We start from the raw sequence: 20,706 nt of genomic DNA, 5'->3' as shown, positions 1-20,706 counted from the left end.
ACGCCACCAGAAAGGCACGACCATGGACTTCACGGCAATCGCTCCCCTCTTCCAGACGGACGCGTACAAGCTCGGCCACCTGCAGCAGTACGGACTCGCGGGGAACGTCACGGGCGTCTACTCCAACTACACGAACCGCGGATCCCGCGTCGCCGACATCGGGGCCGTCGTGCACTTCGGGCTGCAGGCGTTCCTCGAGCGCTACGCTGACTCGTTCCGCGTCTTCTTCGACGCCGACGAGGACGAGGTCTGCGCGGCCTACGAGGCGCGACTCGCGCGCATCCTCGGCCCGAACACGATCGGGAGCGCGCACATCCGCGCACTGCACCGGCTCGGGTTCCTCCCCTTGCGGTTCTGCGCCGTGCCGGAAGGCACTGCGGTGCCGCTGCGCATCCCGAGCTTCACGATCGAGAACACGCACCCGGACTTCTTCTGGCTGACGAACTACGTCGAGACGGTCCTGAGCGCGGAGATCTGGCAGGCCTCGACCACGGCGACGCTCGCCAGGGCGATGCGAGAGACGCTCGAGGTCGCGGCCGCCAGGACGGGCACGCCGCCCGCAGCCGTCGACTGGCAGGGACACGACTTCTCCTACCGTGGCATGTCCTCCAACGAGACTGCGGCGATGAGCGGCGCCGCGCACCTGCTCAGCTTCACGGGAACCGACTCCCTCGTCTCCATCGACTGGATCGAGCGCCACTACGGCGGCGAGTTCGTCGCGGGGAGCGTGCCTGCGACCGAGCACTCCGTGATGTGCGCCGGCATCGCCACGGTCGGCGAGCGCGAGCTGTTCGAGCGGCTCCTGCACCTGTACCCGAGTGGCATCGTCTCCGTGGTCTCCGACACGTTCGACCTCTGGCGCGTCCTCACCGAGTACCTGCCCGCCCTCAAGCAGGAGGTGCTCGCGCGTGACGGCAAGCTCGTCATCCGGCCGGACTCCGGTGACCCCGTCGACATCCTGTGCGGAGTCGAGGACGAGGGCCGGGACGTCGGCACGGCCGAGCGGAAGGGGGTCATCGAGCTCCTCTGGGACACGTTCGGCGGCACCGTGAATGCCGCGGGCTTCCGGGAGCTCGACCCGCACATCGGCGCGATCTACGGCGATTCCATCACCCGCGAGCGTGCTGTGCGCATCACGGGGCGACTCGCGGCGAAGGGCTTCGCATCTGGAAACGTCGTCTTCGGCATGGGAAGCTTCGGGTACCAGTACCAGACCAGGGACACGTTCATGTCCGCGATCAAGGCGACGTGGATTCGAGTCGATGGTCGCGGCGTCGACATCCGGAAGGATCCAGTGACCGACAGCGGAACGAAGAAGAGCGCCACGGGGCGACTCGCCGTCGTCCGAGACGCAGACGCTCGGATGCGCCTCATCGAGCGCGCCACGCCCGCGGAGGAGGCCGAGTCCCTCCTGCAGACCGTGTGGGAGGACGGGGCGTTCGTTCGCCGTCAGACGTTCTCCGACGTTCGCGCGGTGCTGGCCGCACAGACGGTGCTGCGTTGAGCGAAGCGTACGATCAGCCGCTCGTCGCGATGGATGCACTGCCCGTGCGATATCGCGACGAGCGGCTGGAGTTCGGTCTGGCGGTGCGACAGTACGACCCGCATGCGGGCGTAGAGGCTCTTCCGGGGGTGCTCCTGCTTGCGGGCGAGCACGGGCCAGGCCCAGTGCTGCGTGCCATGCGCACGAAAGCCGGTATCCCGGAGTCCGAGGTGCGGTTCACCCGCCAGCTCGGCTGGTTCGACGGCACCATGCGCGACCCGCGCAGCGCGACAATCTCCCTCGCGAGTCTCGTGTTCCTCGAACCGGGTGCCCGTGCCGGCGAACTGGTCTGGCATCCGCTCGACGACGTGCCGCGCCTGCCCTTCGACCACACGGTGATCGTAGCGGCGGCGCGTGTGCGGCTCGGTGAGATCGTCTGGCGGGACTGGGAGGTCACGCGAGCGCTGCTCGGCGAGAAGTTCACCTCTGGCACCGCCCTCACGCTGGGTGCAGCGCTGGAATCGGAGCCGTACGATCGCCCGAACTTCCGACGCTGGCTCGAGGGAACCGGTGTCGTGCGGGTCACCACCGACACGACGGGCGTCAAGCTCAGGGGCCGCACGACCGTGTGGGAGTGGAGCGACTGAGTCGTTCCCTGGAAGAACCGGGCACCTTGCAGGTCCGCACACGAAGAGAGGATTGCGCTCATGGCCGAGATGCCGCACATCGCAGAGGCCTGGGAGACGATCGAGCGCGTCCTGCGCCGTCACGTCCCCGCCGTCGCTGACACGTTGCGTCCCGGCGCAGACGACGCTTCGCTTGACCAGCTTGCAGGCGCAGTCGGTGACCTGCCAGACGAACTGGTGGCGAGCCTGCGCATTCATGACGGGCAGGACAACCCGACGCAGCTCCTCGACCTCTTCGACCACCTGACCTTCCTGAGCATCGAGGCAATGCTCGAAGATCACCGCGTGCGGTCCGAAGCGCTCGGCGACGATGTGGGCTCGACGGAGTACTCGTGGATGGCTCCGGATCGGGTGCGAGCGATTCCGAACAGCAGCGGCTGGCTCCGCTTCACGGATTCTGACGGGACGGGTCACGCCGTGGACCTCGATCCGCTCCCCGCAGGCCAACGTGGGCAGGTCATCTGGCTGCCGATCGACGGACCGACTCCTGCTCCGATCGCAGTCTCCTACGGGGCCTGGTTGACGAGTCTGGCCCGCCGCCTCGACGACGGGGAATTCACCGTCGATGGCGAACTCGGCGTTCTCCGAGTCGAACGGGACCTCACGGCGTGAGCGCTCGGCGATCCCGGCCGCCGTCGTGGGCCCTCGCCTGACTCCGTTCGAAGACCCAGACGGCCTTCGTGTCCGGGAACCAGGGCGTCCCGTCCTCCTCGAGAACAGTCCATCCCGCGAGGTGCTGTCGATACCCGGGCTGGATCCATGTCTCCCTGTGCAGGAGCGACAGCTCCGGGTCCATGGCCAGAACCGCGTGTGGAAGTTCGTCGAACTCGAACTGGCAGTACTGCTCCTGGGCCTCTCTCGGCAGCGACCCCTCACCCCAGCTGACCGTGAGGAGCGCCTCCGTGACAGCACGCGCTGTCGCCATGAACGTGTGGGGGCCGCGTGCGGTGAAGTCCGCGAGCTCGGGCACTGGGACCTGCTCCCGGTAGGCGCCGAGCAGATCGTCCCCATCCCGTCCCGGGGTGACGAGCGTCAGCGGCCGGTCCGGGTTGCTCGGCATGACGAAGTCGCGGATGATCAGCACCCCGTCGGGGGCGAGCGCCCTCCCGATAACGGCGAGGTTCGCTAGCGCAGCCTGTCGACCGTGCTCTGGTCCCCGCGGGTTGTACGAGGCGATCTCGTGCAGCACCGAGCTCATGACGATGCCGTCGAGGTCGCGCAACCCGAGTTCCGAAAGCTGCTCGGCGGTCCCTGACCGCACCGTAATGCCGGGGATAGCACGCAAGTGGGCGACCGCGTCGGCGGAGTCGTCGAGCGCTATGACGTCGTCCACGTCAGGAAGTGCTGCGATCCTGGCCGCCAGCTCTCCCCCGCCGGCGCCGATGTCGAGAATGCGTCCACCGCGAAGCCAGTAGGTGAGCTCGGTCTTCTCGTCGACGGCGGCCGCCATGCGCCGGAAGTAGCGTTCCTCGAGTCTCGAGCGCTGACTGCCTGCGGCTGCGGAGCCTGTCGTATCCCTCGCGGACGTCATGGTGAGGATCCTCCGCTTGTTCGGCAGTGACGGCGGACACGAAGAAGGCCCCTGAAATTCAGGGGCCTTCTTCTCAATGGTGGGCGATACTGGGATCGAACCAGTGACCTCTTCCGTGTCAGGGAAGCGCGCTACCGCTGCGCCAATCGCCCATTGCGAGGTGACGACGGGATTCGAACCCGTGTGGACGGCTTTGCAGGCCGCTGCCTCGCCTCTCGGCCACGTCACCGTGTTGTGGGTTGAAACCCGTGCAAACTCCGCTTGGTGTTTACCACCAGACTGAGTCACACTCGAGCGGATGACGAGATTCGAACTCGCGACCCTCACCTTGGCAAGGTGATGCGCTACCACTGCGCCACATCCGCATCGCGCTTGTCTCGGGAACTTCCGTTCCGGCTTGACCAGCGCGAGAATGACTCTATAGGAACTCGAGCCGCGATACAAAATCCACCGGTGTAATTCGCCGAAAGTCCTGGTCAGAACGGCAAGCCGCGGCGGGCGTCTTGGGTCTCCTGCACGAGGGGCTGGTGCGAACAGTCGCCGGAGGGTGCCGTTCGAGGCGCTGCAAGCACGTCCGCAGCCCCGGGGCGTGCACGACTGACTCGTGCACGTGGACGACACGGCGACACGGTTCGGCACTTCAGTGCCGCGTGCTCATCCCCCGCCGGATTCTGTGGCATGATTAGTCCTCGTCGCGGGTGATTGGCGCAGTTGGTAGCGCGCTTCCTTCACACGGAAGAGGTCGTGGGTTCGAGTCCCGCATCACCCACCGCGAGAAACCCCGGTCGTCGAGACATCGAGTCTCGTCCGCCGGGGTTTCTGTCTTTCTCGCGATTGCTCCTCGGAACGGCACGGACCCACTGTGGTCCGGCCGCCCTCAGAAGTTGACCGCGAAGACGGTGAGCACCGTGACGACGACGACGACCGCGATGCCCGTGCCGCAGCCGATGGCGGCGATAGCGCCGTAGCCGAGGCGTGAGACGCGCGCGCCGGACTGGCGTGCCGCGTCCAGGAACTGCGGTCCGCCGCCGGCGCTCCAGGAAGACGCGGCCGAGATCTGATTCCGGAGGGCGCCGACATCCGCTGCGGCGCCAGCCATCGGACGGTCGAGGACTGCGGCGACTGCGCCTGCGGTGGTGTACCCGAGTGCGCGGTTCACGGCACCAGGGTCGGCGAGCAGCGGGTACTTCACTCCCCCGACGGCGAGATGGATGCTCTGCGCCCTCGACGTCACCGTGACCTGGGATGCAGGTGCGCGGACGACGACGGTCCACCCTTCTGGCGCGAGGGCCCACAACGTCATCCAGCCGTCGCCGATCTCGGCAGTGGCGGGCACATAGCCTCCCCCGCCGCTGACTCCGAGTGCACCCGAGAAGGTCGCGTGAGGAGAGTGATTGGGATACGTCACGCTCACATGCTATGCGGCACTGGTCTCGGGCGCGGCCGGGCCGGTGGGACGGGCGACAGTCGCTGTGACGCGAGCGACCGACGGGTCCACTGCGGGTTCGTCGGCTCCGGTCGGCTCTAAACTCGGCATCAGGGCCGACGACGAGGAGAGCAATGGCGAACGTGGGATGGGACCGGGATCGGGCAGCGGCGCGAGCCGCGGGAACGCCACCGCACGTCCTGACCAACATCGCCATGCGCCGCCCCGATCTCCGCGCGGACATCGCCGCGAACCCGGGCGCCACGCCCGAGCTGATCCGATGGATGAACGGGGTCAGCGGGCCAGGCAAGCCGCAGCCGCAGCCGCAGCCGACGCCGACGCGTACCGGGTACGGGCCCCGCCCAACGCATCCGGGGCTCGCCGCTGCCCCCTACTCCCCCGGTCAAGGCGCGTACCCGCCGCGTGCAGGCCTGGCCGCCGCCCCGTACGCCCCCGGTCCAAGCCCATACCCGCCGCGCAGGAAAGGCAAGGCGGGGTACTGGTTCGCCGGTTGCGGCTGCCTGGTCGTGGTCGCGTTCATGGGCCTGTTCGCGTTCGCCGGCCTTGGCGCGATCCTCGGCTTGAGCGACGCGGCAACAACCCCGAGCCCCTCTGTCGAAGCAGCCCCGGTCGACACCGGCGCCGCGGACCTCGCCGATCACATCGCGCTGTACGAGCAGGAGCGGACGAAGATCGATGAGCTCTCGACAGCGCTCGAGGCAAACCCAGTCAAGCCCCTCGTGGCCCTCTTCGACTGGATGGAGGACCAGGACGCCAAGATGACGGACCCGAACCTCACCGCGTACTCGGCGGAACTCCTCGCCGACCAGATGAGCACCTTCCGCGCGGACCTGGAACAGAGCGTCACCGACGCGGAGACGCGCCGCACGAACGCGAGCGGGTCCATGAGCGAAGGCCTCATCGACGCCGCCGGGAACGGGTTCATCGACGTCCAGTACGACGCGGCCACCGCCTGCGGCACCCACGAGAACGCAGACCAGGGCTACCAGACTGTCGGATGCGTCAAGGGCGGCAGCCCCCTCATCGTGCACCTCCTCCCCGATGCCGAGCGCACCGAGTGGCATGCCAAGATGACCACCGTCCACGAGCTCGCGCACGTGTACCAACGCGCAGACGACGTCAGATACCCGGACGACGACGGCGGCTACCAGGCCCTCCTCGCGCAGGGGTTGTTCCAGGGCAGCGAGGAGGTCATGGCCGACTGCTACGCCTTGACGTATCTCAACGAGTGGACGCTGAGCGACGGCGTCAAGGAGACCGGCTACGGCTACGTCTGCGGCGACAGCGAGCGCCAGGCGATCCGCGACTGGGCAGCCGGCATGAACGCGCCAGTCGGGTGACTCGGGAGGCGAGCTTCCTGAGGTCCGTGCCGCCAGCAGCCGGAGTTCGAGCGCACCGGACGTTCCGTAGGGTGGGGTCATGGGGTTCCAACCGCTTCGCTCGAGGTCACGCGACTTGTCGGTCTGGTTCGCGACGCGACCGGAGCTGTTCGTGTCTGAGAGATCGCCGCGCAAGACGGTGTTCTGGCTGGCCTCAGCTGTCGCCGCCGGCCTCGTCGCGCTGCTCGTTTACCTCAACCCGACAGCCACCGTCGAATTGCTGGGCGGGCGAGTGCGGAGCGGTCAGGCGGTTGCCGGTGCGTTTGTTCTCCCCCCGCTAGCCTTCGTCGCCTGTATCGTCCTGGCGTTCCTCATCGCCCGCCGGTGGCGAGTACGCGGCGGTGGTGTCCTCCAGAACTCAGTCATCCTTGGGGTGCGGCACGGCTACCCCCTCGACGACGTCGTCGGTGCCCTGGAGCGGGGAAGCACTCGTCGCCAGCCGGCGGTCGAGGCACTTGCGTTAGCGCAGCACGCGAACGGTGACGACCGCCTGCTGACGATCTGGTCGTCAGAGCGCGACCACGTCATGGTCATCGCGATCCTCCGGGTCGATGGGAACGCCGTCTGGATTGACTCGGAACCGGTCATGCTCGCACCCGACTCGTACTTCGACGCCGAAGCGTACGACCGCGAGGCGCGTCGACTCCGGGATCATTGACGTTCGGCATGCTCAGCAGGCGCTGACAAGCAGGAAGAGGACATCATGGACCACACCGCATCGAACCTGGTTCCGGGGCCCGGGCTCTACGCCACCCACGACGGTGTGGTGTACCCGCTGCGAGTGCACGACGGCAGGTGGGCGTTCCGCTCGGCCAGCCCCGTGCGGGGCTTCGTCGTCGATCACGACGTGTACATCCGCCCGATCGCCATCGACGATGAGGTCGAGTGCTTCGGGTTCGAGCACACCGGCACCTACCGGGGGCTGCCGGTGCACGTCGCGCCGCGTCCCGGCGGCGCCGAACTGCTCCTCGTCTCGACCGACCGCTCGTCGGCGGACCTTGGGTTCACGGCCGAGGCGCTGCGTCGCGGTGGCCACGACTGGCGGAAGACCGTGACCAATGGAGACCCCGAGCTGACGGTCACGAGCACCAGGGTTCGCAAGCCGATCCCTTGGGAAGGACACCCCGAGGAGGTCCTTCCGCCCCGAGAGCCTGCACGGGCGGGTGCTCGCACCGCTCCGGGCAAGCGGAGCGGTGCGGCGATTTCTCCGCGGCTCCAGGCCCCGGGGCTGTATGCGGTGCTCGATGGCCTCGAGTACCCGGTCGTGCGGCGGAGCACTGGGTGGGCGCTGCGCTCCGAGGAGCCGCAACCCGGTTTCGTGCCGCAGCGGGGAGAGCATCTCCGAACGATCACCCCCGAGGATCAGCTTGCATACGTCACGATCCTGCACCCCGGGACGTACCGTGAGCTGTCGGTCCAGGTCAGGCCGACGTCCGCGCACGCCGTGCAGCTCTCGACTCGGGACCGACGTTCGGTGGACCGCGGATTCGTGCAGTTCGGCTTCGAGCGCCCGGAGATCCAGGAGTACGTGCACTCGGTCGCGCTCGATGACCCCGAGTTGCAGGTGAGGACGACGCGGACTCCGTCGGCCCCGCCGTGGCTGCGGAACGAGAGGGAGCGCACGCCGACGGGCGTGCCCACGACGTGGAGCGACTTCGCCGGAGCGCTCGCCGCGGCGATCGAGCAGGTCACCGACCGGGTCTTCGTCATCGTGTCCGCGTCCGGTGACGCGCGAAGGTACGTGCAGTTCGCGGGAGGACCCGACGTGATGGAGGCAGAGGCGCCCGGGCGCAGTGTCGTCGCCGATGCCGACGAGCGCGTCCTCCGGGGCGCGGGCTGGACGCCGCCGGGTCCGAGCCAGCCGAACTGGTCGGCAACCGCCCGTCGGCACGACGGCCGCCCGGTCACGCGTGCGCTTGCGGAGATGTCGGTCACCGTGCTTCGTGATGGGTACAGCGTCGAGAGTCCGCGGCTGCTCACCTACACCGCGTGGCGGGACCCGCAGGTGTTCCCTGACGGGGCGAGCTACACGGCCGAGCAGTGGGAGGCCCGCGACCTCGGGACGGCAGCGCTCGAGATCCCCGCCCTCCGTCTCCCTCGAGGCTGACGACCGCGTGCACGACCGCGCATCAGCGCTCCCCGGCCCGCCTGTTCGTCTCGCGGCGGATGGCTCTCCGGGTGATCCACACAGCGATCACGATCGGGAGGATGCACACGCAGAACACCGCCACCTTGAGCCACCAGCTGTCGACCAGCGGCAGGAGGAAGATGCACCCGAGGACCGTCGCGAGCGCGGCGCCGATGTACGGTCCGCTCCGCCGCCCGTTGAGCGCGAGGCCCGGTCCCGCGCGAGGCGGCTCCGGCGGCTCAGAGCGGGCTGTCGGTCCGTCCTGTTCGAGGTCCATCCCCTGACGCTACCCGAACGCCGGAACACCCGCGGCGGGACCGAGGCTGGGCCGCATGACGCCTGCCCGCCTCAGCACCGGCCTAGTCGTGCTGGCTGCCCTTCCCGTCGCTCAGCGCCGTATGCCGCGGGCTGTTCGGGTTCATGAGCGAGTGCCTGCGACCGTACGCGAAGTAGATGATCAGGCCGATGACGAGCCACCCGCCGAACCGCAGCCAGGTCTCCCAGTACAGCTGCAGCATCAGGAACCCCGACGCGAGCATGCCGAACGCGGGCACTAGGGGCATGAGCGGCAGCCTGAACGTTCGGGGAGCATCCGGGCGCTTGTAGCGGAAGATGATGACCGAGAGGCAGACCACGACGAACGCGGCGAGGATGCCGATGTTGGTGAGGTCCGCGACGGCCTTGATCGGGAACACACCCGCAAGGAGGGCTGACGCGACGCCTGCGATCCACGTGACGCGCTGCGGGGTCCCGTTGCGGTCCGTCTTCGCGAACCAGCCCGGGAGCAGCCCGTCTCGACTCATCGAGAACCAGACACGGGTGACGCCGAGGAGGAACGTCAGCATCACGGTCAGGATGGACAGCACTGCGAAGACGGAGATGATCGTGGCGATCACCGGCAGGCCGACGCTGTTGAACGCGGAGGCGAAGCCCGCCGTCGGGTCGATCTCCTCCCAGTTCTGCATTCCCGTCAGCACGAGCGTCGCCGCCACGTACAGCAGCATCGCGATGATCAGCGACAGGATGATGGCCTTCGGCATGTGCTTCTTGCCGTCCTTGGCCTCCTCTGCCGCGGTGCTCATGGCGTCGTAGCCGAAGACGGCGAAGAACACCGTGGCCGAGCCGGCGAGCACCGGGCCGAAGCCGCTCGGCATGAACGGGTTGTAGTTGTTCGCGTCGATGTAGAAGACGCCGAGGCCGATGATGAACAGGATCAGGATCACCTTGATGGCGACCGCGACGAGCTCGAACCGTCCGAAGGCCTTCGTGCCGCGAGACAGGATCCAGGTCACGAGCAGGCAGACGGCGATGGCCGGGATGTTGACGATCCCTCCCTTGCCCTCGTCGACGGTGGAGGTCATCCAGACCGGCATGTGAATGCCCAGGCCCGACAGGAAGGCGTCGAAGTACCCGGAGATGCCGATGGCGACGACGGCCACGATGGCGATGTACTCCAGCAGGAGGTCCCAGCCGATGAACCAGCCGATGACCTCCCCGAGGGCGACATACCCGTACGTGTAGGCCGAGCCCGCCCTTGGGATCATGCCGGCGAATTCCGCGTAGGAGAGCGCGGCGGCGGCCGAGGCGAGGCCGGCGATGAGGAACGAGATGAGGACAGCTGGTCCAGCTCCCGGGGTCCCCTCGCTGCCTGCGGCGACGAGCCCAGCAAGGGAGAAGATGCCGACGCCGATGATGCCGCCGACGCCGATCGCCGTGAGCTGCCAGAGCCCCAGCGATTTGAAGAGGCCGCTGCTCTTGTTGTCCTCCTCCATCTCCTCGATCGGCTTCCGCCGCATGATCGACTGGGACGAACCTCGTGTGCTCATCGGTACTCCTCGTTCTCGCGCGACCGTCACTTCCCTGTGAAGATCGATTCCGCATCCTCAGTATGCGAGGTGATGCGACTGCGGACGAGTGGACAGTGCTTACGAGTACTCGTCAAGGGTGCCGAAGGCTGGGGCGAGCCTCCTCGTCACGAGGGGGGACCCCGACCACATGCGTACGAGAGGTGCCCATCCCTAGACTGCCCGCATGAGTCCCCTGCCCTCACCGTCCCTGAAGGTCACGAACGCGCGAGTCTGGGGCGGTGAACCAACGCAGCTGCTGCTCGCCGGTGGCCGCGTCCACGCGGTCGGCGAGGCCGCCGCACAGGCCGCGTGCGACGTCGAATTCGACGCAGGGAACCTTCTGGCCCTCCCGGGTCTCGTCAACGCGCACGCCCACGTCGACAAGAGCTGGTGGGGGAAGCCGTGGGAGTCCTTCGGCGGAGAGTCCAGCACGCAGGGCAGGATCGCCCACGAGCGAGCGCGGAGGGATGCGCTCGGCATCCCGAGCGTCGAGACCACGCTGCGGGTGCTGCAGCAGTCGCTGCTGACCGGCACGACGCGGATGCGCACGCACGTCGATGTGGATCTCGGCGTGGGCCTGGACGGCATCGAGTTCGTCCGAGAGGCGGCAGAACGCCTCGACGGCGCCATCGAACTCTCGATCGTGGCGTTCCCGCAGGACGGCGTGCTGCGCAGACCCGGCGTCCTCGAGCTGCTCGAGAGAGCCGCCGCGGACGGGGCCGAGCACATCGGGGGCCTCGACCCAGCGCTCATCGACCGGGACCCGGTCGGACAGCTGGACGGTCTCTTCGACATCGCATCGCGCCACGGCTGCGGACTCGACATCCACCTGCACGAACCGGGAGACCTCGGCGCGTTCGAGTTCGACCTCATCCTCGACCGGGTCGAGCGCGACGGGTTGCCGGCCGGCCTCGTGAACATCGCCCACGGATTCGCGCTCGTCGACGTCGACGCCGAGCGGCGGCGCGACCTCCTCCAGCGCATGGGCGAGCTGGGCGTCAGCATGACGACGGTCGCTCCCGTGCGGATGCGCCAGCTGCCCCTGCACGAGCTGGATGCGGCTGGAGTCCGGTTCGGGTTCGGTACCGACGGCATCCGGGACCTGTGGAGCCCGTACGGCGACGGCGATATCCTCGGCATCGCCTGGCAGTACGGCCGCTCATCTGGGCTCGTCAGGGACGAGGACCTCACCCGGATCGTCCAGCTCGCCTCGAGCGACGGCGCCTGGTGCGCGACCGACGAGTCACACGACCTCCGGGTCGGTGACCGGGCAGACATCGTGCTGCTCGACGCGGAGAATGCGATGGACGCGCTCGTGCGCCGCGTTGACCGGTCTGCGGTGATCGCCGGCGGACGACTCGTCGACCTGGAGTCAATGCGCGAGGTTCCCTGGGAGTGACCCAGCTCGAGGCCCATTCCGCTATCGTCAGCATGTGACGACTCGACCGATCCTCGCCGTGGACAGCTGGACCGACACCCGCGACACCCTGCACCGCTGGCTGCAGATCGTGGGAAAGATCCGCATGGTCAGCACGCCGCACGTCAACCACTGGTGGAACGTGACCCTGCACGTCACTCCTCGCGGGCTCGGGACGGGCACGCAATCGCTCGGCGACGCGATCTTCGACATCGAGTTCGACTTCGTGGAGCACCGTCTCGTCATCCGGCACAGCGACGGCGGGGAGCGAGTGCTGCACCTCGAGCCGATGTCCGTCGCCGACTTCTCGTCCCGCCTGTTCGCCTTGCTGGGAGAGGTCAACCTCCACCCGCGCATCCACGGCGCTCCGAATGAGGTGGAGGTCGCGATCCCCTTCGCCGAGGACACACGGCACGCCAGCTACGACCGCGACGCGGCCCACGCGTTCTGGCGACAGCTCGTCGACGCGGACCGGGCGCTCTCGCGGTTCCGCGCAGCATTCACCGGGAAGGTGAGCCCCGTGCACTTCTTCTGGGGAGCCATGGATCTCGCCGTGACGCGCTTCTCCGGCCGCGAAGCGCCGCGGCACCCGGGCGGCGCCCCGAACTGCCCCAACGAGGTCATGATCGAGGGGTACTCGCACGAGATCTCGAGCGCCGGGTTCTGGCCTGGTGGCGGGCGCGAGGGCGCCTACTACTCGTATGCCTACCCCGCTCCCGTCGGGTTCGCGGACGCGCGAGTGCCGGAGGGGGCCTACTGGGACGAGGCCCTCGGCGAGTACCTCCTGCCGTACGAAGTCGTTCGCGAGGCGGCCGACCCCGATGCGCTGGTCCAGGACTTCCTGACGGCGACCTACCGAGCGGAGGCCGACCTCGCCGACTGGGCGAGCGTCACCACAAGCGCCTAGCGCATCCGGGACCTGACTTCAGGGCCGGGCGCGCGATCGCGGCGCTGGTTCCAGTAGCGATAGACGAGCTCGGGGTATTCGGCCATGACGTCGACGTCGGCGACGAGCACCTCGAGCCTGGCCTCATACCCCTCCGGAGTGAGGCCAAGCTGCCGGATCTTGTCGAGCTTCGGACGGTCGCGGCCAGGGTGAGCTGCCTCGAACTCCAGGAGCGCCCTTGCTCGTGCGGTGATCATGCCTGAAGAGTAGGTCAGGACATAACGAGATGACCCGCTCTTGCTTTTCAGCCGTCACCTCTGTATGGCCCAGGCGGGTGACGTCAACCGGCCACCGGTCTGATGCCGACGAACTGCATGCGATCCTCGCCGTAGAAGCACGACTGCAGTGCGAAGTCCCCCTGCAGTCCGATCAGTGATTCCGTCGTCTCCCAGTGCTTCGCCGTGTGCCGCACGTCGACGACCTCGAACGTGCCCGGCTGCCCCTCGACCTCGAACTGCGTCCCGACCGCCCAGTTCAGGACGATGTCTCCCCCGCAGTTGTTGTGCGCCGCGTACACGGCCGGAACTCCGACGGTGTTGCGGTAGCTGGTCATCTCGATGAATGATCCGTCGCACACGTCGAGTTCCTCCTGGCCGCCTTCGACCCCGAGCCGGACCGCGGGGAGCTGCACCTCCGCGGCGATGTCGTTCACTGCGGCTTTCACCTGCCCGTACCCGCGTTCCACGGTCGTCGGCGTCAAGAGAGACATCGCCAGGACGACAGCCCCGGCGAGGACGAGTGTCGTGCCGAGCACCCCGAGGACCGCGTTTCCCATCGACCGCCGTCGGCGTGGAGACGCGGATCGGGCGTGGGCTGGCGGCGCGGGCCGGGTGCTCGTCATAGGCAGAGGTCTCCTCGTGGTCAGACGCGTCAGATTCTGCAACAGCACCTTATGCGCTGCGTGTGAACGGATGCGCGCGTTCGAGCGAGGCAGCGCCGGGCACTCATCTTCGTCTCGGCTGGCGTGCGTACGGTCGGAGCATGACAGAACAGCATGCAACCCCCGACCACGACGAAGACGCCACCCTCGACGAGACCAACGAGCGGCTCGAAGCAGAATCGATCCAGGGCCTCGGCACGGGTGAGCCCAACCGGGAACGGCCGGACCAGCCGCCCACGCAGGTCCGCGATGACGCGGCGCAGCACCGCGACGACACCGTCCCGCCAGCGGGTGTCAACGGCTGAACCGCAGTATCGGAGGCCGGGTCGCGCTAGTGCCCCGGCCTCCACCGCGCGCGGCGCGCCTGGGACGCAAGCCCCTCGGGCTCACTCGAGGCTGATCTCCGCCGGAGACTTGTCGGGGCGCCATCCGCGCCAGCTCGGCTGCCTGAGGCGGCCACCGGCGGTCCACTCTGCGAACTCGACCTCCCCGACCAGCTCCGGTTCCACCCAGACCGCACCCCGCGCATCCGCCGCCGGGATGTCGGCGAACGGCGGCGCGTCACGCTCGCGGGACGCCAGCTCCTGGGCGGTCCGTTCGAGCTGTCGGTCGGTGAATCCTGTGCCGACACGGCCCACGTAGCGGAGTCCGTCCGGGCCTGGGACGCCGAGCAGCAACGAGCCGATACTGTCGGCACGTCGTCCCCGTCCGGGACGCCATCCCCCGACGACAACTTCCTGGGACCTGTGGTGCTTGACCTTGACCCAGCTCTCGGAACGGCGACCCGGACGGTAGACGCTGTCTCGCCGCTTCGCCACGATACCCTCCAGCCCGAGCTCAGCGCTGCTCGTCAGCGCCAGCTTCGCGTCGCCTTCGACGACCGGAGGAACACGCAGCCCGCGATGCTCGCGCACGTACTCGACGAGCAGGTCGCGCCGCTCCTCGTACGGTCGATCGATCAGGCTCTCGCCGTCAGCTTCGAGCAGGTCGAAGACGAAGTAGTGCACCGGCACCTCCGCGGCCGCCCGCTCGACGTCGCGCGGTACGCGCAAGCCCATCCTCGACTGGAGCCGGCCGAAGTCAGGGCGTCCCCGGCGGTCCAACGCCACGACCTCGCCGTCCAGAACCGCCACCCGCCCGCTCAGGCTCGCGCGCAGTGCATCGGCGACCTCCGGGTACGCAGCCGTCACGTCATTGCCGTTCCTCGTCAGCAGCCGTGGCCCGGCGGGCTCGACGGATGCCACGATGCGGATGCCGTCCCATTTCATCTCGAACGCCCAGTCACCCTCGTCGTCGAAGACGCTCGTGTTACGCGAGGTCGCGAGCATGGGTGGGATCGAGGGCTTGGAGCGCCCGGTCCGCCTCGTGGTGCGGTGTGACGCTGTCGCACCCGTCCTCGGCGACTTCTCGGCTGACATCCGGTGCAGCAGCCAGTTGCTCTTGTCATCACCGCTCCCCCGCGTGTGGATGAGCGCAACCCGCGTCGGCTCCCCGAGGCCTCCGGCGGCCTGGCCGTGCAAGGTGACGATCACCTCCTCGCCCTCGCGCCATTTCTCGAGCTCGTAGGTCCCCGTGTCCCAGATGTACACCTCACCGGCCCCGTACTCGCCCTTCGGGATCGTGCCCTCGAAGGTGCCGTACTCCAGGGGGTGGTCCTCGGTCTGCACCGCCAGGTGGTTCTTCTTCGTATCCGCTGGAATGCCCTTGGGCACAGCCCAGGAGACCAGCACGCCATCGTGCTCGAGCCGGAAGTCGTAGTGGAGCCGTCTCGCGTGGTGCTCCTGGATGACGAAGGTACGGCCGGATGAGGAAGGCGGGGCAGCCGCCGGCACCGGCTCGTTGGTCTTGGACGCATCGCGCATGGACCGGTAGCGCTTCAGCCGGTCCTCCCTGGCGGCCTCGGCGACGGGAGCGAGCGGGTCCAGCCGGGTGCGCATCCGTGTCAGCACCTCGTCGTACTCGAGGTGGCGCAGCTGCGGTGACGCGAGCTCGCGCCAGGTACGTGGGACGGCCACGGTCGGCCGCGCGCGTCCGCGGAGGGAGTACGGAGCGATGGTCGTCTTCGACGCGTTGTTCTGGCTCCAGTCGACGAGCACCTTGCCCGCCCGCAGGGTCTTCTTCATGTCGCTGACGATGAGGTCCGGGTAGTCGGCCTCCAGCGACCTCGCGAGCTCGTGCGCAACCTGCGACACCTCATCAGAGGTGTGCGCTCCGTCGAGGGCTGCGTACAGGTGGATGCCCTTGCTGCCGCTCGTCACCGGGACGGGGTCGAGGTCCATGCCCTGCAGGATCCGACGAGCGAGTCGCGCCACCTCGGCGCATTCGACGAGGCCGGCGCCCTCGCCCGGGTCGAGGTCCAGGACCAGGCGGTCGGGGTTCATCGGCGTTCCGCCCGGACCGAAACGCCACTGAGGGACATGCAGCTCGAGGGCGGCGACCTGCGCGAGCCAGGTGAGCGTCGCGACATCCCGCACGATGGGGTACTCGTTGCGGTGCTCCCGGTGCTCGATCCCCTCCCTCGGCACCCAGGCCGGCGCACTGGCCTCGAGGTTCTTCTGGAAGAAGACCTTGCCGGGGTGCTCGGCGGTCCCGACACCGTCGACCCAGCGTTTGCGGGTCACGGGACGCTCCCGCACGTGCGGCAGCAGGAACGGAGCGATCTCCGCGTAGTACGCGAGCACCTCGGCCTTCGTGGTGCCGGTCTCCGGGTAGAGCACCTTGTCGAGATTCGTGAGCGTCACACGGTGGCCATCAACCGTCACCGTCTGCTTCGGGGTCACCATCCGCCCAGGATGCACCCCGAGCCTGAGGCGATCACCGGTGAACACTCAGCGTCGACTCGGCTCCCGAACTCCCGCGTCCGATGTACTTGCAGCATGAGATCCATCTGGAAGGGCTCCATCGCATTCGGCCTCGTCAATGTCCCAGTGAAGCTGTACAGCGCGACGGAGGACCACGACGTGCGCCTGCACCAGGTGCACGACAAGGACGGCGGGCGCATCCGCTATCAGCGACGCTGCGAGATCTGCGGGAAGGTGGTCGACTACGAGCACATCGACAAGGCCTACGCCGACGAGGACCGGACGGTGGTGCTCACCGAGGACGACCTCAGCTCGCTGCCGGAAGAGCGAAGCCGTGAGATCGACGTCGTCGAGTTCGTGCCGAGCCACCAGCTCGACCCGATCATGTTCGATCGTAGCTATTTCCTCGAGCCAGACTCGAAATCGGCGAAGGCCTACGTGCTGCTTCGGAAGACCCTCGAGAAGACGGACCGAACCGCGATCGTGCACTTCTCGCTCCGGCAGAAGTCTCGGCTCGGAGCGCTGCGGACACGCGGTGACGTGCTCATGCTCCAGTCGCTCCTCTGGGACGACGAGGTCAGGGAGGCAAACTTCGCATCCCTCGATGAACGGGTGAGGATCTCGGCGAAGGAGCTGAAGATGTCTGCATCGCTCGTCGACTCGTTCGCGGCAGACTTCGCGCCCGACCGTTTCACCGACGACTACCAGGAGCAGCTGCAGCAGCTCATCGACGCGAAGCTCGCGGAGGGCGACGCACTCGACACCGCCGCGACGTTCGGCGAGCCCGAGGACGACGACGAAGCGGGCGGCGAGGTCATCGACCTCATGGACGCACTCCGCCGGAGCATCGACAAGGGGCGGAGGACGCCGTCGGGTCAGGCCGCAGGGAAGCAGGGCGACACCAAGGACGACAAGGCGGGCGCGAGCAAGACCTCCTCGGGGAAGACGGCGGCGAAGAAGCGAACGTCGAAGAACTCGACGTCGAAGAAGCCTTCGCCAAAGAAGACCGGGGCGACGAAGAGCGCTCCCAGGAAGACCGCGAAGAGCGAGACGAAGTCGGCCACGAAGAAGGCCGCTGACACGAAGACGGCGACGAAGAAGGCAGCGCCAGCGAAAGAGCGGAAGAGCGCCTGAGACGTCCTCCAGTTCACCGGGTGTTTACGTGCGGGAAGTCCCCCCGCGAGACGGTGCGGGTACGGTGACGGCGATCCCGTCAGAGACGCACGCCCCAGGAGGACGCACGTGACACGACCTTGGCAGAAGCTCCTCGCGGTGGGAGCCGCGACGACGCTCACCGGAGGCGGCCTGCTCGTCGCAGCCGCTCCCCCGACCGACGCTGCACCCAGCGGAACCGAGCTCGTGATCAACGAGGCATACGGGGGCGGGGGCAACTCCGGCTCGCTGTACTCGAACGACTTCGTGGAGCTCTACAACCCGGGCCCGGCTGCGATCAGCGTCGATGGCTGGTCAGTCCAGTACTTCTCCGCGGGCGGCAATCTCGGCGGCGTGGCGGAGCTCTCGGGCACCGTCGCACCGTCCTCGCACTACCTGGTCGCCCTCTCGGCCGGTAACTCGCAGACCGGTGAGCTCCCGGTGCCGGATGCGAGCGGGGAGATCGCGATGGGCGCGCGCGGAGGCATCGTCGCCCTCGCCGACACGGCCGAAGCGGTCACGCTCCCCGCGGGCACGGCCGTGGATGCGGTCGGCGTCGTCGACCTCCTCGGCTACGGGAGCGCGAGCGCCTTCGAGGGTGCCGCCCCCGCGCCGGAGCTCGGCAATGCGCTCAGCGCCCAGCGCGCCGCTGCGGGAGTCGACACCGACGAGAACGCGGCCGACTTCGTCGCGGCGGCGCCGACGCCGGAGAACTCCGCGGGTGGCTCGACCGCGACCCCAGCGCCGACGACGACCGCGGTTCCGACCGTCCCGCCGGAGGCGGCGCTCGTGTCGATCGCGGAGATCCAGGGCACGGGGGCCGAAACACCGCTCGTCGACCAGACGGTCACCACCGAGGGCATCGTGACGGCGGTCTACGCCGAAGGCGGGCTCGGTGGCTTCAACATCCAGACGCCAGGGGTCACAGACCCGACCACCCACAGCGCCTCGACCGGGGTCTTCATCTACGGCCCTGCCGCTGCGGCCACGGTCAGCATCGGCGACCGAGTCGCGGTCACCGGGCGAGTCGGCGAGCGCTTCGAGTCCACCCAGATCAGCGCGAGCGGAGTCGAGCAGCTCGAAGTCCGACCGGAGCACGTCGTCGAGCCCGTCGCGATCGAATGGCCGGAGACCGAGGAGGAGCGGGAACGCTACGAGGGGATGCTGCTCGCGCCAACCGGCACCTACCGTGTCTCAGAGAACTACGCGCTCAACCAGTACGGCGAGGTGGGGCTCTCCGTCGGAGAGCGACTGCTCGTGACGCCGACCGAGGTCGGAGCCCCGGGCAGTCCCGAGGCGGTCGCGCAGGCCGAGTACAACGCCGCTCACAGCGTCATCCTCGACGACGGCGCTTCGACGGACTTCCTGCGACGCGAAGGCGGCAGCATGGTCAACGCGGACATCCCGCTTCCCTACCTGAGTATCGAGACCCCCGTCACCGTCGGCGCGACGGCGACCTTCAGCGAGCCCGTCGTCGTTCACTACTCCTTCGACAGCTACCGCTTCCAGCCGACGACGACCCTCACGGGCACGGAAGATGCACCCGTCACCTTCTCCGACGTGCGAGAGGTCGGCCCGGACTCCGTCGGCGGCAGCCTGCAGATCGGCACGTTCAACGTGCTCAACTACTTCACGAGCCTCGGCGTCGACTCCTGCGACGCAAGCCAGAGCTACACCGACCGTGAGGGCAACCCCATCAGCGCGAACGGATGCCTTCCGCGCGGTGCCTGGGACGCCGAGAACCTGGGGCGGCAGGAGTCGAAGATCGTCGCCGCGATCAACCAGCTCGACGCCGACATCGTCGCGCTCGAGGAGATCGAGGACTCCTCGGACTTCGGCAAGGATCGCGATGCGGCGCTCGTGGATCTCGTGGACGCGCTCAACGTCGCGGCCGGCGCGGACCGGTGGGCGCACGTCCCCTCGCCCGCGGACATCCCGGCTACGGGTGACGACGTCATCCGCACCGCCTTCATCTACCAGCCCGCGACGGTCGGGCTGAGCGGGTCCTCGAGCATCCTCGACGACCCCGCGTTCATCAACGGACGCGCTCCGCTCGCGCAGACGTTCTCGGATCCCGCGACGGACACCGACTTCATCGTGGTCGCCAACCACTTCAAGTCGAAGGGCGGCTCCGGCGAGGGCGACAACGCGAACGAGGACGATATCGTCGGGCCCGCTGGGGCCGTCGGCGGGTGGAACGGCGACCGGACGCGGCAGGCTCAGGCGCTCGCCGGCTTCACGGAAGCGCAACGCGCCGAGCACGGCACGGACCTGCTGTTCCTCACCGGCGACTTCAACAGCTACTCGCAGGAGGAGCCCATGCGGGTGCTCGAGGACGCCGGCTACGAGAACCTCGGGGACTCGCGCAACCGGGCGGCTGGCGAGCCCGGCTCTTCAGGCACCGAGTACTCGTACAGCTTCGGCGGCACCGTCGGCTCACTCGATCACATCCTCGCGAGCGGCGCAGCGGCCGAAGCAGTGACGGGCGCCGACGTGTGGACGATCAACGCGTATGAGCAGGTCGGCACCGAGTACAGCCGCTTCAACTCCAACGTCACCCAGCTCTACACGGATGACGTCTACCGGTCGTCCGACCACAATCCCTTCCTGATCGGCCTCGACTTCTCCGTGGCGCCGACGCCGACGGCGACGGCAGGCCCGACGCCGACGGCGACAATGACTCCCGAGCCCACGCAGACCGACGGGACCGTGCCAGGAGCGTCGCCCTCGGCGAGCGCGAACCCACCGGCCGCGGGCGGCCCGACGACCAGCCAGCCGACCAGTCCCGGGGCCCCGGACGCCGACGGACAGCAGCTGGCCACCACCGGCGTCGAACTCAGCGCCCTCCTGCCCATCACGGCCGGTGCCGCGCTCCTTGCGGGTGCGCTTGCATTCCTGCTGAGGCGCCGCATCGACCGCGCCTGACCTGATCATCAGGGGCGCGCGCAGAATCGCCTCAACTGAGATGACCGGCCGTGAAGCGCAATTGCTTCACGGCCGGTCATCAGA

18 protein-coding genes and 4 tRNA genes are annotated in these 20,706 nt (G+C 68.3%); 12 read left to right on the top strand and 10 right to left on the bottom strand.

Annotation, left to right across the window (positions count from 1 at the left end; translation table 11 throughout):
- Nucleotides 1-22 precede the first annotated feature (22 nt).
- From ACQFZP_RS04300 to ACQFZP_RS04290, 3 genes are read left to right on the top strand one after another with little or no spacing between them, the layout of a single operon-like run.
- Complete coding sequence (locus ACQFZP_RS04300) at nucleotides 23-1,504, top strand: nicotinate phosphoribosyltransferase (protein WP_211890437.1); 1,482 nt, start codon at nucleotides 23-25, stop codon at nucleotides 1,502-1,504.
- Nucleotides 1,501-2,130, top strand: coding sequence for an NUDIX hydrolase (locus tag ACQFZP_RS04295; RefSeq protein ID WP_211890436.1), 630 nt, complete (start codon nucleotides 1,501-1,503; stop codon nucleotides 2,128-2,130). Before ACQFZP_RS04300 ends, ACQFZP_RS04295 begins: the two co-directional genes overlap by 4 nt.
- Before the next feature lie 60 nt (nucleotides 2,131-2,190).
- The gene (locus ACQFZP_RS04290) at nucleotides 2,191-2,781 is read left to right on the top strand and encodes an SMI1/KNR4 family protein (RefSeq protein ID WP_211890435.1); all 591 of its coding nucleotides are present in this window, start codon (nucleotides 2,191-2,193) and stop codon (nucleotides 2,779-2,781) included.
- On the opposite strand, the gene ACQFZP_RS04285 is transcribed toward ACQFZP_RS04290, so the two are convergent.
- The 4 genes from ACQFZP_RS04285 to ACQFZP_RS04270 all read right to left on the bottom strand — a co-directional run bounded on the left by ACQFZP_RS04285 (nucleotide 2,771) and on the right by ACQFZP_RS04270 (nucleotide 4,065).
- Nucleotides 2,771-3,700, bottom strand: a complete 930-nt coding sequence (locus ACQFZP_RS04285; protein WP_211890434.1) for a methyltransferase domain-containing protein — start codon at nucleotides 3,698-3,700, stop codon at nucleotides 2,771-2,773. The two genes, ACQFZP_RS04290 and ACQFZP_RS04285, sit on opposite strands and share 11 nt — an antisense overlap.
- A gap of 77 nt (nucleotides 3,701-3,777) precedes the next feature.
- Nucleotides 3,778-3,852: transfer RNA gene (locus ACQFZP_RS04280), tRNA-Val, on the bottom strand.
- Nucleotides 3,853-3,858: 6 nt separating this feature from the next.
- Nucleotides 3,859-3,929: transfer RNA gene (locus ACQFZP_RS04275), tRNA-Cys, on the bottom strand.
- Nucleotides 3,930-3,993: 64 nt separating this feature from the next.
- Nucleotides 3,994-4,065: transfer RNA gene (locus ACQFZP_RS04270), tRNA-Gly, on the bottom strand.
- 331 nt (nucleotides 4,066-4,396) lie between these two features.
- Between ACQFZP_RS04270 and ACQFZP_RS04265 the strand changes: the two genes are divergently transcribed.
- Nucleotides 4,397-4,469, top strand: a tRNA-Val gene (locus tag ACQFZP_RS04265).
- A gap of 108 nt (nucleotides 4,470-4,577) precedes the next feature.
- Here ACQFZP_RS04265 and ACQFZP_RS04260 read toward each other — a convergent pair.
- A complete protein-coding gene (locus ACQFZP_RS04260; protein ID WP_211890433.1) occupies nucleotides 4,578-5,108 on the bottom strand; it encodes a hypothetical protein in 531 nt (176 codons plus the stop codon).
- Between the two features lie 152 nt (nucleotides 5,109-5,260).
- Between ACQFZP_RS04260 and ACQFZP_RS04255 the strand changes: the two genes are divergently transcribed.
- The 3 genes from ACQFZP_RS04255 to ACQFZP_RS04245 all read left to right on the top strand — a co-directional run bounded on the left by ACQFZP_RS04255 (nucleotide 5,261) and on the right by ACQFZP_RS04245 (nucleotide 8,633).
- Nucleotides 5,261-6,487 carry a hypothetical protein gene (locus ACQFZP_RS04255; protein WP_211890432.1) on the top strand — a complete coding sequence of 409 codons (1,227 nt, stop codon included), beginning with the start codon at nucleotides 5,261-5,263 and terminating at the stop codon, nucleotides 6,485-6,487.
- Between the two features lie 115 nt (nucleotides 6,488-6,602).
- On the top strand, nucleotides 6,603-7,184 hold the full coding sequence (locus ACQFZP_RS04250) for a hypothetical protein (RefSeq protein WP_249312032.1): 582 nt from the start codon (nucleotides 6,603-6,605) through the stop codon (nucleotides 7,182-7,184).
- A gap of 45 nt (nucleotides 7,185-7,229) precedes the next feature.
- A complete protein-coding gene (locus ACQFZP_RS04245) occupies nucleotides 7,230-8,633 on the top strand; it encodes a TY-Chap domain-containing protein (RefSeq protein WP_211890430.1) in 1,404 nt (467 codons plus the stop codon).
- Nucleotides 8,634-8,655: 22 nt separating this feature from the next.
- Here ACQFZP_RS04245 and ACQFZP_RS04240 read toward each other — a convergent pair whose 3' ends face one another.
- Nucleotides 8,656-8,931, bottom strand: coding sequence for a hypothetical protein (locus tag ACQFZP_RS04240; protein WP_104311998.1), 276 nt, complete (start codon nucleotides 8,929-8,931; stop codon nucleotides 8,656-8,658).
- 82 nt (nucleotides 8,932-9,013) lie between these two features.
- Nucleotides 9,014-10,480, bottom strand: coding sequence for an amino acid permease (locus tag ACQFZP_RS04235; protein WP_211890429.1), 1,467 nt, complete (start codon nucleotides 10,478-10,480; stop codon nucleotides 9,014-9,016).
- 205 nt (nucleotides 10,481-10,685) lie between these two features.
- Here ACQFZP_RS04235 and ACQFZP_RS04230 point away from each other — a divergent pair, with 205 nt between their 5' ends.
- Nucleotides 10,686-11,900 (top strand): amidohydrolase family protein, encoded by a 1,215-nt coding sequence (locus tag ACQFZP_RS04230; protein ID WP_211890428.1) that lies wholly within the window; start codon nucleotides 10,686-10,688, stop codon nucleotides 11,898-11,900.
- Between the two features lie 34 nt (nucleotides 11,901-11,934).
- Nucleotides 11,935-12,825, top strand: a complete 891-nt coding sequence (locus tag ACQFZP_RS04225; protein ID WP_211890427.1) for a DUF5996 family protein — start codon at nucleotides 11,935-11,937, stop codon at nucleotides 12,823-12,825.
- Here ACQFZP_RS04225 and ACQFZP_RS04220 read toward each other — a convergent pair.
- Nucleotides 12,822-13,061: a DUF3263 domain-containing protein gene (locus ACQFZP_RS04220; RefSeq protein WP_104312002.1), complete on the bottom strand. Its 240-nt coding sequence runs from the start codon at nucleotides 13,059-13,061 to the stop codon at nucleotides 12,822-12,824. The genes ACQFZP_RS04225 and ACQFZP_RS04220 overlap by 4 nt on opposite strands.
- Before the next feature lie 83 nt (nucleotides 13,062-13,144).
- Nucleotides 13,145-13,639 carry a hypothetical protein gene (locus tag ACQFZP_RS04215; protein WP_211890426.1) on the bottom strand — a complete coding sequence of 165 codons (495 nt, stop codon included), beginning with the start codon at nucleotides 13,637-13,639 and terminating at the stop codon, nucleotides 13,145-13,147.
- A 206-nt stretch (nucleotides 13,640-13,845) separates the two neighbouring features.
- Between ACQFZP_RS04215 and ACQFZP_RS04210 the strand changes: the two genes are divergently transcribed.
- The gene (locus ACQFZP_RS04210) at nucleotides 13,846-14,049 is read left to right on the top strand and encodes a hypothetical protein (protein ID WP_104312004.1); all 204 of its coding nucleotides are present in this window, start codon (nucleotides 13,846-13,848) and stop codon (nucleotides 14,047-14,049) included.
- An 81-nt stretch (nucleotides 14,050-14,130) separates the two neighbouring features.
- Here the strand turns inward: ACQFZP_RS04210 and ACQFZP_RS04205 are convergent, their stop codons facing one another.
- The gene (locus ACQFZP_RS04205) at nucleotides 14,131-16,527 is read right to left on the bottom strand and encodes an ATP-dependent DNA ligase (RefSeq protein WP_211890425.1); all 2,397 of its coding nucleotides are present in this window, start codon (nucleotides 16,525-16,527) and stop codon (nucleotides 14,131-14,133) included.
- Nucleotides 16,528-16,620: 93 nt separating this feature from the next.
- Between ACQFZP_RS04205 and ACQFZP_RS04200 the strand changes: the two genes are divergently transcribed.
- Both ACQFZP_RS04200 and ACQFZP_RS04195 read left to right on the top strand, forming a co-directional pair.
- Nucleotides 16,621-17,679: a Ku protein gene (locus ACQFZP_RS04200; RefSeq protein WP_211890424.1), complete on the top strand. Its 1,059-nt coding sequence runs from the start codon at nucleotides 16,621-16,623 to the stop codon at nucleotides 17,677-17,679.
- A 108-nt stretch (nucleotides 17,680-17,787) separates the two neighbouring features.
- Nucleotides 17,788-20,622: an ExeM/NucH family extracellular endonuclease gene (locus ACQFZP_RS04195; protein WP_211890423.1), complete on the top strand. Its 2,835-nt coding sequence runs from the start codon at nucleotides 17,788-17,790 to the stop codon at nucleotides 20,620-20,622.
- Nucleotides 20,623-20,706 lie beyond the last annotated feature (84 nt).

The organism is Pseudoclavibacter sp. Marseille-Q434 (genome assembly GCF_050315415.1).
GTDB lineage: Bacteria > Actinomycetota > Actinomycetes > Actinomycetales > Microbacteriaceae > Pseudoclavibacter.
The sequence above is the reverse complement of the archived record's forward strand: the minus strand, read 5'-3'. Positions and strand labels throughout refer to the sequence as shown.